General features: G+C 71.0%; 11 protein-coding genes. 6 read left to right on the forward strand and 5 right to left on the reverse strand.

Translation table 11 applies throughout. The features are described from left to right. The 4 genes from ACWDSL_RS46665 to ACWDSL_RS46680 form a co-directional block, all read left to right on the forward strand. Window positions 1–1,331, forward strand: a 1,331-nt coding sequence (locus ACWDSL_RS46665) for a hypothetical protein (protein WP_450494975.1), incomplete at its 5' end; no start/stop codon positions are given. Next, the gene (locus ACWDSL_RS46670) at window positions 1,324–2,691 is read left to right on the forward strand and encodes a hypothetical protein (RefSeq protein WP_450494977.1); all 1,368 of its coding nucleotides are present in this window, start codon (window positions 1,324–1,326) and stop codon (window positions 2,689–2,691) included. The genes ACWDSL_RS46665 and ACWDSL_RS46670, both read left to right, overlap by 8 nt. A gap of 2 nt (window positions 2,692–2,693) precedes the next feature. After that, a complete protein-coding gene (locus tag ACWDSL_RS46675; protein WP_450494978.1) occupies window positions 2,694–3,293 on the forward strand; it encodes a hypothetical protein in 600 nt (199 codons plus the stop codon). Between the two features lie 7 nt (window positions 3,294–3,300). Beyond that, window positions 3,301–4,530, forward strand: a complete 1,230-nt coding sequence (locus ACWDSL_RS46680; RefSeq protein WP_385619689.1) for a hypothetical protein — start codon at window positions 3,301–3,303, stop codon at window positions 4,528–4,530. 71 nt (window positions 4,531–4,601) lie between these two features. Here the strand turns inward: ACWDSL_RS46680 and gndA are convergent, their stop codons facing one another. Next, window positions 4,602–6,050, reverse strand: a complete 1,449-nt coding sequence (gndA, locus tag ACWDSL_RS46685; RefSeq protein ID WP_450494980.1) for an NADP-dependent phosphogluconate dehydrogenase — start codon at window positions 6,048–6,050, stop codon at window positions 4,602–4,604. A 196-nt stretch (window positions 6,051–6,246) separates the two neighbouring features. Here gndA and ACWDSL_RS46690 point away from each other — a divergent pair, with 196 nt between their 5' ends. After that, on the forward strand, window positions 6,247–6,834 hold the full coding sequence (locus ACWDSL_RS46690; protein WP_450494982.1) for a hypothetical protein: 588 nt from the start codon (window positions 6,247–6,249) through the stop codon (window positions 6,832–6,834). A gap of 69 nt (window positions 6,835–6,903) precedes the next feature. Next, the gene (locus tag ACWDSL_RS46695; RefSeq protein ID WP_450494984.1) at window positions 6,904–7,710 is read left to right on the forward strand and encodes an SAM-dependent methyltransferase; all 807 of its coding nucleotides are present in this window, start codon (window positions 6,904–6,906) and stop codon (window positions 7,708–7,710) included. Between the two features lie 16 nt (window positions 7,711–7,726). On the opposite strand, the gene ACWDSL_RS46700 is transcribed toward ACWDSL_RS46695, so the two are convergent. From ACWDSL_RS46700 to ACWDSL_RS46715, 4 genes are all read right to left on the reverse strand, one after another. After that, window positions 7,727–9,880 carry a hypothetical protein gene (locus tag ACWDSL_RS46700; protein WP_450494986.1) on the reverse strand — a complete coding sequence of 718 codons (2,154 nt, stop codon included), beginning with the start codon at window positions 9,878–9,880 and terminating at the stop codon, window positions 7,727–7,729. 164 nt (window positions 9,881–10,044) lie between these two features. Continuing rightward, on the reverse strand, window positions 10,045–10,395 hold the full coding sequence (locus ACWDSL_RS46705) for a UBP-type zinc finger domain-containing protein (RefSeq protein ID WP_450494988.1): 351 nt from the start codon (window positions 10,393–10,395) through the stop codon (window positions 10,045–10,047). Continuing rightward, window positions 10,392–11,888: an ATP-binding protein gene (locus ACWDSL_RS46710; protein WP_450494990.1), complete on the reverse strand. Its 1,497-nt coding sequence runs from the start codon at window positions 11,886–11,888 to the stop codon at window positions 10,392–10,394. Before ACWDSL_RS46710 ends, ACWDSL_RS46705 begins: the two co-directional genes overlap by 4 nt. Continuing rightward, entirely contained in the window at window positions 11,885–13,561 is a 1,677-nt protein-coding gene (locus ACWDSL_RS46715; RefSeq protein ID WP_450494992.1) for an FAD-dependent oxidoreductase, read from the reverse strand. Before ACWDSL_RS46715 ends, ACWDSL_RS46710 begins: the two co-directional genes overlap by 4 nt. Window positions 13,562–13,580: the final 19 nt, after the last annotated feature.

Below are 13,580 nucleotides of genomic sequence, written 5' to 3' on the forward strand. Positions count from 1 at the left end.
CCCCTTTCCTCTCCGCCCGGCCCTCGGGGCTACCCCCCCCCTCTCTTCTCCTTTGGGCCCCCGCCGGGGTGGCCCGGTCGGGCCGGGCGGCGCCCGCGCCCCCCGCCACCGCCGAGGACACCGTACGGCAGCTCGCCCAGCTCCCCACCGAGGAGCTGGAGGACCCGGTGCGCCTCGAGGCCGCCGCGGGCAAGGCGTTCAACGTCGCCGCCGCCGCGAACATCCCCTCCACCCTCCTGCGCGAGGACCTGGAGGAAACGGAGGCCCGCGGGGTGAAAGGCATGTGGGTGCCGCTGCCGCGCGGCGCCAAGGGGCAGCTGCGCTACAAGAAGTACTCGCGCGTCTTCGAGGTGGAGGTCGGCGCCAAACAGGCCGCCACGCTGCGCACCGGCGGCGGGACACCGCTGGCCACGGTATTGCGCGACCAGTTCCGGGTGCGCGCCTTCCCGGTCCGGCTGAAGATCCATCTGTACGAGGCCGGCGCCCACACCTGGGCGCGCCAGATCCAGGCCGCCGAGCAGCGCGGCGCCGGCCGCGGCGGCGCCCGGCTGCTGGCCCTGCTCCCGTTCACCCGGCAGGCCGCCGACTCGCTCCTCGGCCACCCAGGGCTCGGCATGGCGCAGGTGCCGAAGGTCGTCAGGGGGCGCCAACTGCCCAGGGGAGTGCGGCTGTACGGTATCGAGCTCGCCGACCGGCAGTCGGGCGCGGACCCGGCCCGGGCCGCGGGCGGTGGCGCGGAGGCGCCCGAGCAGCTGCGCAGGCCCACCGAGGCGCAGGTCACCGTGGACGCCCGGGCCGGCCAGGAGAGCCTGACCATCGCGCTCCACCTGGCCGAGGAGCGGGCGCAGGAGATTCTGCGGTCGGCGGGCACACCGCCCGCCGTGGGCCCCTTCCTCGGCGCTCTCGCCTCCGCGCTGGCCGAGTCCACGGCGACGGCGCTGCTCGGCGGCGAGGGCCGGAATGTGCGGGTGTTCCGTGAGGCGCACGAACAGTCCTCCCACCTGTCCCCGGCGGACGAGGGCGAGGAGTTCGTCTCGTCGCTCCCGCCACGGCTGCGCGAGGCCATCGCGGAGGGGCTGAAGCGGGCGGCGGGCCAGGCGTTGGCGCAGTACTTCAAGGGCCGTGTCGACGAGTTCGTCCGCGCGCTGCAGGATCCGCGGGACGGGGTCACGCTGGTCGTCACCCTGCCCGGTGCCCCGCTGGTCGGGATCGTCACCGGCATCCTGGGGCGCCGGCTGCCCTCCCGGTCCGAGGTGTCCCGGGCCATCGGCGCGCTGGCCGCCGAGCCCGCCGCCAAGGTGGAGGTCAAGGCGGGCCGCCACCGTGGTTGACACGCTCCGGCCGAGGCCTAGAGCGGTACCGGTCGAGGCGCCCCCGCAACCCGCCAACACCGCCGCTGCCGACGACACCGCCACAGCCACCGCCACCGCAGCGCAGGAGGGACCGGACACGGCGGCGCTGCGTGTCCAGACCGCCCGGCAGCTCGCACACTGGACCGCCGCCACCGAGGGGCTGGCCCAGCCGGAGAACTTCGCGTCGGCGGCGGCCTGGGCCTCGCTGGAACACCGGCTCGGCCTCGCCCTGCGCTCCGAACTCCAGCGCGCCGTGGACCGGCTGCGCCCGAAGACACGCGCGCTCGCGGGCGCGCTGGCCCGGGCCCGTACGGTCGAGGAGGTGCAGGCCGTGCGCCGGGGTGTGGTGGCGGTGCGCCGCGACATCCAGCGGGTGGAGACCGTCGCCGACTTCTACGGCGACGCCGTCAACACCCGTACCGGGCAGCGGCTGGCCGCACTGCTGCGCGCCTGCGACTATCTCGCCGTCCGTAGCATGACGGCGGTCCTGCCGCGCCTCGGGCAGCCCGTGCCCGAAGTGCTCACCTACATCGACAAGGGGATGGGGGCCTCGATCCTCCGCGCGGGGGTGCGGCTGTGGGATCCGGCGGCGATCAGCCCGGTGGCAGCCATCAAGATCACCCGGCACAATCTGCTCCGGCCGACCGCGCTCATCCACGAGACCGGCCACCAGGTCGCGTTCCAGCTTGGCTGGAACGAGGAACTGGCCCGCGCGCTGTACACCGCCGCCCGACCGGGCGGCGAGGACGTCGCCGATGCCTGGGCGCGGTGGGCGCAGGAGATCGCCGCGGACGCGTACGCCTTCGCGCACACCGGCTACGCGGCGCTGGCCGCCCTGCACGACGTCATCGCGGGACCGCCGCAGGCCGTGACCACCATCCTGGTGGGCGACCCGCATCCGCCCGCGTATCTGCGCGTCCTGCTCGGCGCCGCGATGTGCCGCGACTGGTACGGCAGCGGGCCCTGGGACGACATGGAGCGCGCCTGGCTGCGCTCGTACCCGCTCGACGACCTGCCGACGGAGCGCCGGGACGCGCTGCGGCGGGCCGTACCGGTGATCCCCCATCTGGCGCGGGCGTGTCTGCGCCAGTCCGCGTCCGCCTTCCGCGGCCGGCCGCTCGCGGAGCTGCTGGACCCCGGCCGGGTGTCGCCCGGCGAGCTGGCCGCCCTGGCCCGACGCGGCGGGCCCGCGCTCTACACATCCGACTACTGGGCCGATGCGGAACCACTCCGGATTCTCGCCCTGGGCTGCCTGCGGCTGTCACTCGACGGCCCGGACGCACAGCAGGCACGCGCGGAGTTCGAGAACTGGCTGCTGGCGCTCGGCAGGAAAGGCTGAACATGACCAACACGAACACACCCAAACCGATCACCGGCACACCCAAATCGATCGAGTCAGGCACTGCCATGGCCGTCGTGGCCGAACCGGCCCCCAACCCGCTGCAGCAGATCGTCGACCAGCTGCGGCTGCTGCCGCGGCGGCTGGCCCGGCAGGAGCTCACCGACGAGGAGAGGCTGGGCGCGGCCTCGTTCAACTCCCTGTACGCCGAGTTCCTGACTGCGCACGACGCCATCGCCGGGCGCAAGCCGACCCCCGCGTATCCGCCGTTCGCCACCCGCTGGAGCGACGCGGTCGAGCTGCAGGCGCAGGTCATCACGCATGTGGTGAACTCGCCGTCGAAGCCCGAGGCGTTCAAGGTCTCGATCAGGATCGACGGGGTGGAGAAGTACACCTACCCGGGCGGGCAGAAGCCCACCGTGGCCCCGGGCGGCTATCTCGTGGCCCCCGTGAGCATCCCGAAAGGGCCCGGCCCCTTCGCCGTCACCGGCAGCGTCGTCTACAAGGACACGGCGGGCGAGACACGGACGTACAGCCCGGACACGACCGTCTCCCGCCGCAGGCTCTCCCTGTCCGCCGATGTCCTGACTCCCGAGAGGTGACCGACCCGTGTTCATGCAACTAGCCGGCGCCCTGCTGGCGGCTTCCCAGCCCAAGAAGACATTCGCGCAGGTGGCGGAGTTCATCTCGCGGCAGACGGCGGGCGATCTGGCCTCGCTGGTCGAGGCGACCTGGCAGCAGAAGAGCGAGTCCTTCCCCGTACGGGACCCCGCGTACGCCCGCGAGGCCCAGGAGAACGCCAGACGAGTGCTGACGAGCTTCCAGGGCACCGAGCTGCCGCTGCCGGAGAAGACCGACCATCTCGTCTACGCCTACATGTTGGAGAACACCCGGATCCTGGAGATCTTCCGCCGCATCCTGGTGTCCTTCTTCAACACCGAGAACTTCAACACGCCGTCCGCCGAGACCCTGCAGTGGCTGGACCAGACCGAGCGGCTGTTCTTCCGCGACCCCGGCCCGTTCTCCGTGCTCGCCGTCACCGGCGAGCTGCGGCCCGACGCGGACGCCGTCCGGCGCAACGCCTACCACCGGCTGCTCGGGCTCGATCTGAACCACGGCCGTGGCGGTAAGCCCGGGGCGTATCCGTACCACCGCACCGATGTCGCCAACAACCGCTTCCCGGTGCTCTTCGGGCAGCTGCTGGAGGAGGTGTCCATCGGTATCCAGCACTCCAGCAACACCTCGGGCGCCAATCCGACGGACGACTTCCGTATCCAGGACCTGGTCCAGGAGATCGGGGACGTCATGCTGGACCGGCGCGGCCCCTCGCAGGCGGGGCTTGCGCACGAGGAGTTCGTCGCGGTGACCTTCCTGTCCTGGCTGCACCTGGCGGTCAGCTGGGAGAGCCCGGTGGTGCGGGACCTGCGGGCCACCGCCAGCACCCCGCATGAGCGGCTGCGGCGGCTCGGCGCCCGGGTCAAACTGGATGCACATCAGGACTCGCGGTCGTTCCTGCAACTCGGGCCGGATGTCTCGCTGCTGCTGTACTCGATCGAGCGGAGGCTGGAGCCGACCCAGCAGCCGGAGTACTTCTACACCCGCGGTTCGCAGCTGCGCCCGGTCATGGACCGGATCATCCACCACTGGTCCCATGTCACCGGCACCAACATCCGCTCCCGCGCCACCCGTCTGGACCCCGGCACCGTACGGGCGCTCGGCAACGCGAGCGTGATCGCCTCGGCGCCCGCGGCGGTGGGCACCGGGGCGTCGGGCAGCCTTCACGGCGCGGCGATGCCCGCCGCGCGCAGCGGCGTCAAGGACCCGATGCCGCTGCGCTGAGCGCGGTGCGGCGGACGACGGTGCGGCTCCGGACGGCGATGTCCGGGGCCGCACCCGGGGTGCCCTGAGGTTCAGCCGGTGGTCTCCGGGCGGTCGGGGTGGGACCAGTGGGTGTGGAAGGTGCCGGGGCGGTCGGTGCGCCGGTAGGTGTGGGCGCCGAAGTAGTCGCGCTGGCCCTGGAGAAGCGCGGCCGGCAGGCGGTCGGCGCGCAGGGTGTCGTAGTAGGCGAGGGCCGTGGAGAAGGCGGGGACGGGGATGCCGCGGCGGGCGGCGGAGGCCACGATCTCGCGCCAGGGCACCTGGGCGTCCGTGATCTCCGCGGCGAAGCTCTTCTCGCCGACCAGGCTGACCAGCTCCGGATCGGCGGCGTACGCGGCGCGGATGCGGTCCAGGAAGGAGGCGCGGATGATGCAACCGCCGCGCCAGATCCGGGCGACCGCTCCCAGGTCGATCTTCCAGCCGTACTCGGCCGCCGCGTCCTGGATCATCTTCCAGCCCTGATCGTACGCGATGACCTTGGAGGCGTACAGGGCGTGCTCGACCTGTGCGGTGAACCGCGCGGCCTCGGAGCGGCTGAGCGGCGGTGTGGTGCCGCCGGGCAGACCGCGGTAGGCGGCGCGCAGCTCGGCCTGGCCGGAGGCGGCGCGGGCGAAGGTGGCCTGGGCGATGGCCGTGACGGGGGAGGCCAGGTCGAGAGCGGTCTGCACGGTCCAGCGGCCGGTGCCCTTCTGGCCCGCGGCGTCGGCGACGACGTCGACGAAGGGGCCGCCGGTGTCGGCGTCGGTGTGGGCCAGGACTTCGGCGGTGATCTCGATCAGATAGGAGCCGAGCCGGCCCTCGTTCCAGGTGCGGAAGATGTCCGCGATCTCGGCCGGGGTGTATCCGGCGACCTGGCGGAGCAGGTCGTACGCCTCGGCGATGAGCTGCATATCGGCGTACTCGATGCCGTTGTGGACCATCTTGACGAAATGTCCGGCCCCGTCGGTGCCGATATGGGTGGCACATGGCTCGCCGTCGATCTTCGCGCTGATGGCCTCGAACATCGGGCCGAGGACACCGTACGACCCCGCCGAGCCGCCGACCATGATGGACGGGCCGTTGAGGGCGCCCTCCTCGCCCCCGGAGATGCCGGCGCCGACGAAGTGGAGGCCGCGCTCGCGCAGTGCGGCCTCGCGGCGGCGGGTGTCGCTGAAGTGGGCGTTGCCCCCGTCGATGATCATGTCCCCGGGCTCGAGCAGCGGGGCGAACTCGTCGATGACGGCGTCGGTGGCCGCGCCCGCCTGCACCATGATCACCAGACGGCGGGGGCGCTCCAGAGCGGCCACGAACTCCTCCGCCGTCTTGGCCGGGATGAAGGTGCCCTCGTGGCCGAACTCTTCGATGAGCGCATGGACGCGGTTCACGGAGCGGTTGTGGACGGCGACGGGGTAGCCGTGGCGGGCGAAGTTGCGGGCCAGGTTGCGGCCCATCACTCCCAGGCCGGTGACGCCGAGAGAACCGAGAGAACCGGACGTGTTCATGGGGCAGTTCCTTGACTGTGGCGGGTGGTCAGGGCGCGGGCGATCCCGTGACAGCAGATACGCAGCGGCGGCCGGGACGTTTCAGTCCGGGACGTTTCAATGCCGACGCCGCAGCACCGGCCCCGCTCCGGCTCACCCCGCGGACCTGGGATAATGTGCGCTCTGTCCCGGGCCTACCCCTTGACAGTCGGAGCACATGATGAGTGGCGAAAGCGGCACCTTCTCCCAGCGCGTATCCCGCCTCGGGGAGCGGCGGCGGGCCCAGTACGCGCCGCTGTTCGACGGCCGGCCCGAGGTTGCGATCGCCAATACGCAACTCCTGCCCGACCAGGCCATCCAACTGGCCACCGCCTACGGCTACCGCTACGCCCGCACCCTGGGCAGCAAGTCCGTCCGCCGGCGGATCTTCGTCCCCGACCCCGACCCGGCGGTACGGTTCGAGGCGCTGCCGCCCGGTACGCCCTGGGAGGTGGCCGAGGCGCACCCGGCGTTCCACGGGCGCAGCGCCCGCGCCGCCCGCAACCACGCCGCGATGATCAAGGGCGAGCGCAAGCTGGGCAAGCTGGTGCCGGTCATGGCGGTGGTACTGCTGGGCGTCGTCGGGATGGTCGTGCAGGCCATCGCCACCGACAAGATGGTGTTGCTGGTCCCCGCCACCTTCTTCACCCTCCTGGAGGTGGCCTTGGCGGCCATGATCCGGGCCGGATTCCGTAAACAACGCCAATTGGAAGCGGCGGCCCAGCGATTGATGCGAGAGTTTCCCCCACATGGCTTCGCGCCGTGACCTTGTGATGTGGGCGGACCGGACCGCAACATCGCGTATTCGACAGAACGGAGAGGGGCACTGTCCCGGATGAGCTGGTCGGCCCATGAGATCGACACTGGAAGTGCGCATTCCGCGCGCATGTACGACTACTTCCTGGGCGGGAAGGACAACTACCCCCCGGACCAAGAGGCGGCCGAAAAGGTGTTGGCCGTCCTGCCGCACGCCCGCACCATCGCACGGAACAATCGGTACTTCATGCGCCGATCGGCGCGCATGCTCGCCGAAGAGACCGGGATTCGACAGTTCTTAGACATCGGGACGGGAATTCCCACCTCCCCCAACCTCCACCAGGTCATCCAGGAAATCGCCCCCGAGGCGCGCATTGTCTACACGGACAACGACCCGATCGTGCTGACGCACGCCCGCGCCCTCCTCACCAGCGCCCCGCAGGGAATGACCGCCTACGCGGAGGCCGATCTGCGACAACCCCGCTCCATACTCACCGCCCCTGAGCTGCTGGAGACGCTGGATCTGAGCAAGCCGGTGGCGCTGATGATGATCTCGATCCTGCACTTCGTCCCCCCGGAATACGATCACTACGCCATCCTCGGCGAGCTGGTGGACGCCCTCCCCTCCGGAAGCTACCTGGCATTGACCTACGGCACCTCGGACTTCGCTCCCGAGGAGATGAAGCGCGCGGCGGACGTCTACGCGGCATCGCGGGTTCCGGTGCAGCAGCGCCCCAAGGAACAGATCCAACAGTTCTTCCAGGGACTGGAGCTGGTCGAGCCGGGACTGGTCCCGATCCACCGCTGGCGCCCCGACGACCCGGCGCTCGGCAAGCTGTCGGATGCGGATGTCTCGATGTACGGCGGCGTGGCCAGAAAACCTTGAGTCAACCGTTCCGGCCCTACACGGCGCGTGCCAGCCCCTCCCACCGCACGCGCCACCGCCCGCCGGACGGGAAGCCGGGCGCATCGCCCCCGGCGCCGTCCCACCCGGCGGCCATCAGGGCCACGGCGTAGAGCAGTCCGCCCGCGCCCGGGAAGTACGGCGTGGCGACCCGGGAGCCGCCGAGCGGCATCCCGGCGTCGTCGAACCCGAACTTCTCATGCAGCAGAAAGTCGACGGCGCGGTCCGGCTCGCCCATCCGCGCCGCGTTCATCGCGAGCATCGGGAAGTCCCAGCCCCAGGCGGCGTCCCAGGCCCATACCTCCCACACCTTGCGGGCGGTGGCGCGCATGACCGTCGCGTCCACGTCGTGCCCCGGCAGCCAGCCGTACAGGCCGACCAGCGAGGGGTGGTCGTAGATGTACTCGGTCCACATATCGCGCACCCCCTCGTACACCACATACACCCCGTCCTGCACGGGCAGCGGCGCAAGGCCGTCGAGCACCGTCTGCCAGCCGGGGTCCGCGGGGCGCCCCAGCCGCTCGCGCCACCGCTGCGCAAGCCGCAGTCCAAAGCGCCAGTAGGACAGTTCGAAGGCGCCGTTCACGGTGACCTTGGGGTCGCTGTTCTCGGAGACGAGATGCAGGGGCGGGCCCAGCACCTGGCGGCCCGCGTCCTCGAAGGCGTACGAGGCCATGAACTCGGCCGTGGCGAAGACGACATCCCGCCACTTGTCCAGGGTCGCGCGGGTCGGGTGGGCTCGATAGTCCAGTTCGGCGAGGAAGATCGGATGGGGCTGCTGCCAGAGCAGCAGCGCGTTGATCTCGCCGGGCGACTGGCGGCCGCCGGGATCGGTCATCTTGGGCCAGCGCGCGCCCTGGTAACCCTGGAGCCGGGCGCGTTCCCGGGACGAGTCGAGGAGGCTTTCATACACGCCGACGCCGCGGTCCAGCTGCGGCCAGCGGTTCCACAGCGCGTAGTGCGCGGCGTGCCACCAGTACATCTCCATATGGAACTTGCCGTACCAGCCGTTGTTGACCAGTCCGGACTCCTGGGGCGGGGTGCTGCCGGCCTCGTTGACCGCCAGCAGGTACTGGCTGAGCACCACCCGGCGCTCCAGCTCCCGCCACCGGGGATCGGTGCTCTCCGAGAGGTCGAGGGCCCCGCCGGAGCGCCAGAACGCCGGCCAGGCCCTGGCCGTCGCCGCCTCGACCGCCGTGGCGCTGGGCACCCGGGGGGAGGGCCGGGGCGCGAAGAGGAAGGTGGCCTCCAGCCGGGTGCCCGCGCCACCGCGGAGCAGATACCGGTGCGGATGGCCGTCGGCCCGCGACGGCCGTTCCCCGCCGCCCTGCCAGACGAGGCCCACGGTGTAGCGGGTGTCGTCGAGCTCATGGGTGATGTCCGCGCGGCGGGGCCCGCGCGTTCGCAGCCGTGTGGTGTGCGCCTCGGGGCGGTCCCAGACGCCGACGAAGGGCGCGGAGAACTTCTCCGCCCCATTGGCGTACGGGAAGTCGATGAACACCTCGAGCCGGCCGTCGGCCACCAACGGCGAGTCGATCCGTACGGCCACCGCGTCCAGATCGGGGCCACAGCTCGTCCGCACCGTGACGGGGCTGCCCTCCAGGGTGAACCGGCTGTGCAGCGTTCCGGTCCACAGGTCCAGCCGCTGGTGGCAGCCGCTCAGATCGGCCTCGACCGCCTCGGTCCCATCGGCGCGCAGCAGCCTCAGGCCGATGCGGGCCAGATTGATCCGATGCGGGTTCGCCCTCAGCCAGTCGGAGAGTTCCGGGTGCTGCGGATCGGGGATGTCGTAACGGACCGGCCGGCCATGGGTGTCCCAGATCTGCCCGGCGAAGTCCGACGGGGTCTGGCCGTCCGGGAGCGGATCGCTGTGCCAGCCCCAGTCGGACAGGGTGGCGAAGGGCAGAAAGGTCTGCAACCCCGTCACATCGGCGCCGAACGCCAGCTGTCCATTGCCCACCTGCAGCGGGGTCAGGGGATTGCTGGCGGTGCGGACCACGTCGTGGCGCGATACGAGCGCGTGCCGGTCGATTCCGCCCGGGCGCCGCGGCGATGTCCGGGCGACGGCGTCGCCGACCCGCCAGCCCGCGGTGACCGCGGTGGCGACTCCGGTCATGCCGGTGCGTACGAAGGTCCGACGGCTGACTGCCATAAAGGGACTCCCGCCGTGTCGCTGATCGAATCTGCCGATTGAATCGTTTTTACGGCGGGCGCAAGCTAACAAGATCTGCGTCCCCAGTGCAATGGTTCTGACAGCACTGACGTGGCTTGATCCAGGCGGGGGCGCCCCGGGAGCGCCCCGGGGCACCCTGGGGGCTAGCGCAGCGTCTGAGCCCAGTTCTCGGGCACCCGCCCCGCGGGGCCGGGCACCGGCTGGTCGGCCGGGTGGCTCTCCGGCGGGGCCAGCGGCGGCCCGGACTCGTACAGCTCGGAGGTCTCGTAGTTCCAGAACCAGCCCTCGCCCGGCTCGAAGCTGCGGATCAGCGGATGCCCGGTGGCCGTGGCATGCGCGGTCGCGTGCTTCGCGGGCGAATCGTCGCAACAGCCGATGTGGCCGCATTGCGCGCAGCGCCGCAGATGGAACCACCATCCGTCGACGGCGTCACATTCGACACAACCGGTGCCACTCGGCGGCACCGAGGTGTCCAGTCCGTTCTGCGTGGTCATGAGGGCTCCTGTGAGGTACCGGACTGCGGGGTGTCGGACTGAGGGGTGCCGGACTGCGCGGCATCGAGGTCGGTGGCGGTCAGCGGGAGGCGCACCTGGAAGCGGGTGTCGCCCGGGGCGGACTCCAAGCGGAGATCGCCGTGGTGTTTGTTGACGACGATGCGCCATGAGATGTCCAGGCCGAGCCCGGTGCCCTGACCCACCGGTTTCGTGGTGAAGAAGGGGTCGAAGACGCGGTCGCGGATATCCGCGGGAATGCCCGGCCCTGTGTCGCCGAACTCCACGAGCAGCTGGTCGCCGTCGCGCACCGTACGCACGGTCAGAGTGCCCTGGCCGTCCATGGTGTTCATCGCGCAGACCGCGTTGTCGATCAGGTTCGTCCATACCTGATTGAGCTCGCCGGGATATGCGGGGATCTTCGGCAGCGTGCGGTCGTAGTCCTTGACGACGGTGATGCGTGGGCCCATCTTCCCGGAGAGCATCAGCAGGGTGCTGTCCAGCAGTTCATGCACGTCGGAGACCTGGTAGGGGGCCCGGTCGAGCTGTGAGTACTGCCTGGCCGCGTTGACGAGGCCCGAGACGCGGGTGGTCGAGTCCTCGATCTCGTTCATCAGGAGCTCGGTTTCGACGGTGTAGTTCAGCCACCGTACGGCCCCTGGGAGGGTGTCCTCGCCTACCGCCGCCGCCACGTTGTCCAGCCAGTCGGTGTCCAGGCCGGCCTGGACGAACGTCGGCGCGAGCCGCCATCCGTCCTCGATGCCGTGGTCGTCCAGCCAGTCGGAGAGGGCGTCCTCACGGTCCGCGGTCTCCAGCGGGCTCAGGGCGGTGGCCTTGGCGACGCGCTCGGCCGTACGCTCCTGGACCTCGACGAGGATCTGCAGGGTGTCCCGCCGGTACGGGCCCGCCGCGATGGCGCCGAGCTTGTGGCGCATCCCGGCGACCCGTTCCCTGAGCGCCGAAGTGGCGCGCACCGCCGCCGCGGCCGGGTTGTTCAGCTCATGGGTGAGACCCGCGGTCAGCGAGCCGAGAGCCAGGAGCCGCTCCCGCTGCCCGATGGCCTGCTGGGTGTTCTTGTTGCCGAAGAACAGCCCCTCCAGCAGATGGACCGCCATGGGGAACCAGTCGTGCATGATGCCGGAGAACGTCTCGGCGGGCAGCACGAAGAACCGCGACGGCTCGACGACCCGCAGCGAGCTGGTGTACACCTGCTGGACGCGGTCGCCCAGATAGGCGTGGAACGCTCCCGCGTACACACCGCGGCTGGAGCTCCGGTTCACCTCCACGTCCTCGGTGCCGACCCGGCGGGAGAGCACGAGCTTCCCCTCGAGCAGTACATAGAAGCAGGTGGCCGGTTCGCCTTCGGCGTACACCGGTCCCGGTTCGAACCCCTGCACCCGGCCGTCGTGGCACAGCCGCGCGAGCTGCTCGGGGGACAGCTTCTCGAACAGGAACAGGGAGCCGATCTCCCCCGGGTCGCACCGCAATTCGTTCATGACTGCTCCAGATACCGGTGCACCAGCATGACCGCCATGGCTCCCTCTCCGACGGCGGAGGCGACGCGCTTGGCGGACTCGGCCCGCGCGTCTCCCGCCACGAACACCCCGGGGACGTTGGTCTCCAGGTGGTACGGCGGCCGGTCCAGCTCCCAGCCGGCCGGCGGGCGGCCGTCGGGGGTCAGATCGGGGCCGGTCAGAATGAATCCGCGGGAGTCCCTGAGCACGGTGTCGCCCAGCCAGTCGGTCAGCGGGGCCGCGCCGATGAACACGAACATCCACTGGGCGTCGATGAGCTCACTGTGGCCGGTCGTGGTGTCGCGCAGGGTGAGCCGCTCCAACTGGCGCGCGCCATGGGCGGCCTCGACCACCGTGTTCGTACGGACCGAGATCGTGGGCGCGTCCGTGACCTGCTGGACGAGATAGTGCGACATCGAGGACGACAGGGACTCCCCGCGCACGACGAGGGTGACCGACTTGGCGCCCCGGGCCAGATACATCGCGGCCTGGCCGGCGGAGTTCGCGCCACCGACGATATAGACGTCATGGTTCTGGCAGGCGGTCGCCTCGGTCAGCGCGGAGCCGTAGAACACCCCGCACCCGGTCAGATCGGCCACCCCGGGCGCCTCCAGCTCCCGGTACGACACGCCGGTGGCGAGGATCACGGAGTGCGCGGCGATCGCGGAGCCGTCCGAGAACCGGACGATGCGTGCCGCGCCGTTGACCTCCAGCCCGGTGACCTCGCGCGCGGTCAGTATCTCGGCGCCGAACTTCGCCGCCTGGCGGCGGGCCCGGTCCGTGAGCTGCCCCCCGGAAACGCCGTCCGGAAAGCCGAGGTAGTTCTCGATCCGCGAGCTCTGACCCGCCTGGCCACCGGTCGCCGACCGCTCCACCAGGACCGTCCGCAGCCCCTCGGAGGCCCCGTACACGGCCGCCCCGAGCCCGGCGGGTCCGCCGCCGATGATGACGAGGTCGTAGAAGTCGGCCGCCGGTGTCGTCGCCAGACCCACATGGGCGGCGAGGTCCCGGTCCTCGGGCTCGACGAGCGCGGTGCCGTCCGGGGTGACCACGAGCGGCAGCCGCAGCCCGTCCTCGCCCGCCGCGGACAGCAGCCGCCGCCCTTCCGGTTCGTCGGACGAGTACCAGCGGTACGGCACCTGGTTGCGGGCCAGGAATTCCCGTACGTCCGATGAGCGCGCCGACCAGCGGTGTCCGACGACCTTGGTGGTGAACACCGGCCGGTGCTCGCTGGTCCGCCAGGCCTCCAGCAGATCGTCCAGGACCGGGTACAGCTTCTCCTCGGGCGGGTCCCACGGTTTGAGCAGGTAGTGGTCGAGGTCGACGACATTGATCGCGTCGATGGCCGCGTCGGTGTCCGCGTAGGCCGTCAGCAGCACACGGCGGGCACCGGGGTAGATGTCGAGCGCCTGCTCCAGAAACTCGATGCCGTTCATCCGCGGCATGCGGTAGTCGGCGAGGATCACCGCGACGGCGTCCCCCCGCAGCTTGAGCTCCCGCAGCGCGTCAAGGGCGGACTCCCCGCACTCCGAGCGCACCACGCGATACCCTGCGCCATAGCGTCGCCGCAGGTCGCGGGCTACGGAACGGGACACTCCAGGGTCGTCGTCCACGGTCAGGATGATGGTCCGCGCTGTGTCTGCGGCCTGTGCCATGCGTCTCCCACCCCGGGCT

The organism is Streptomyces sp. NPDC000941, from assembly GCF_053599555.1.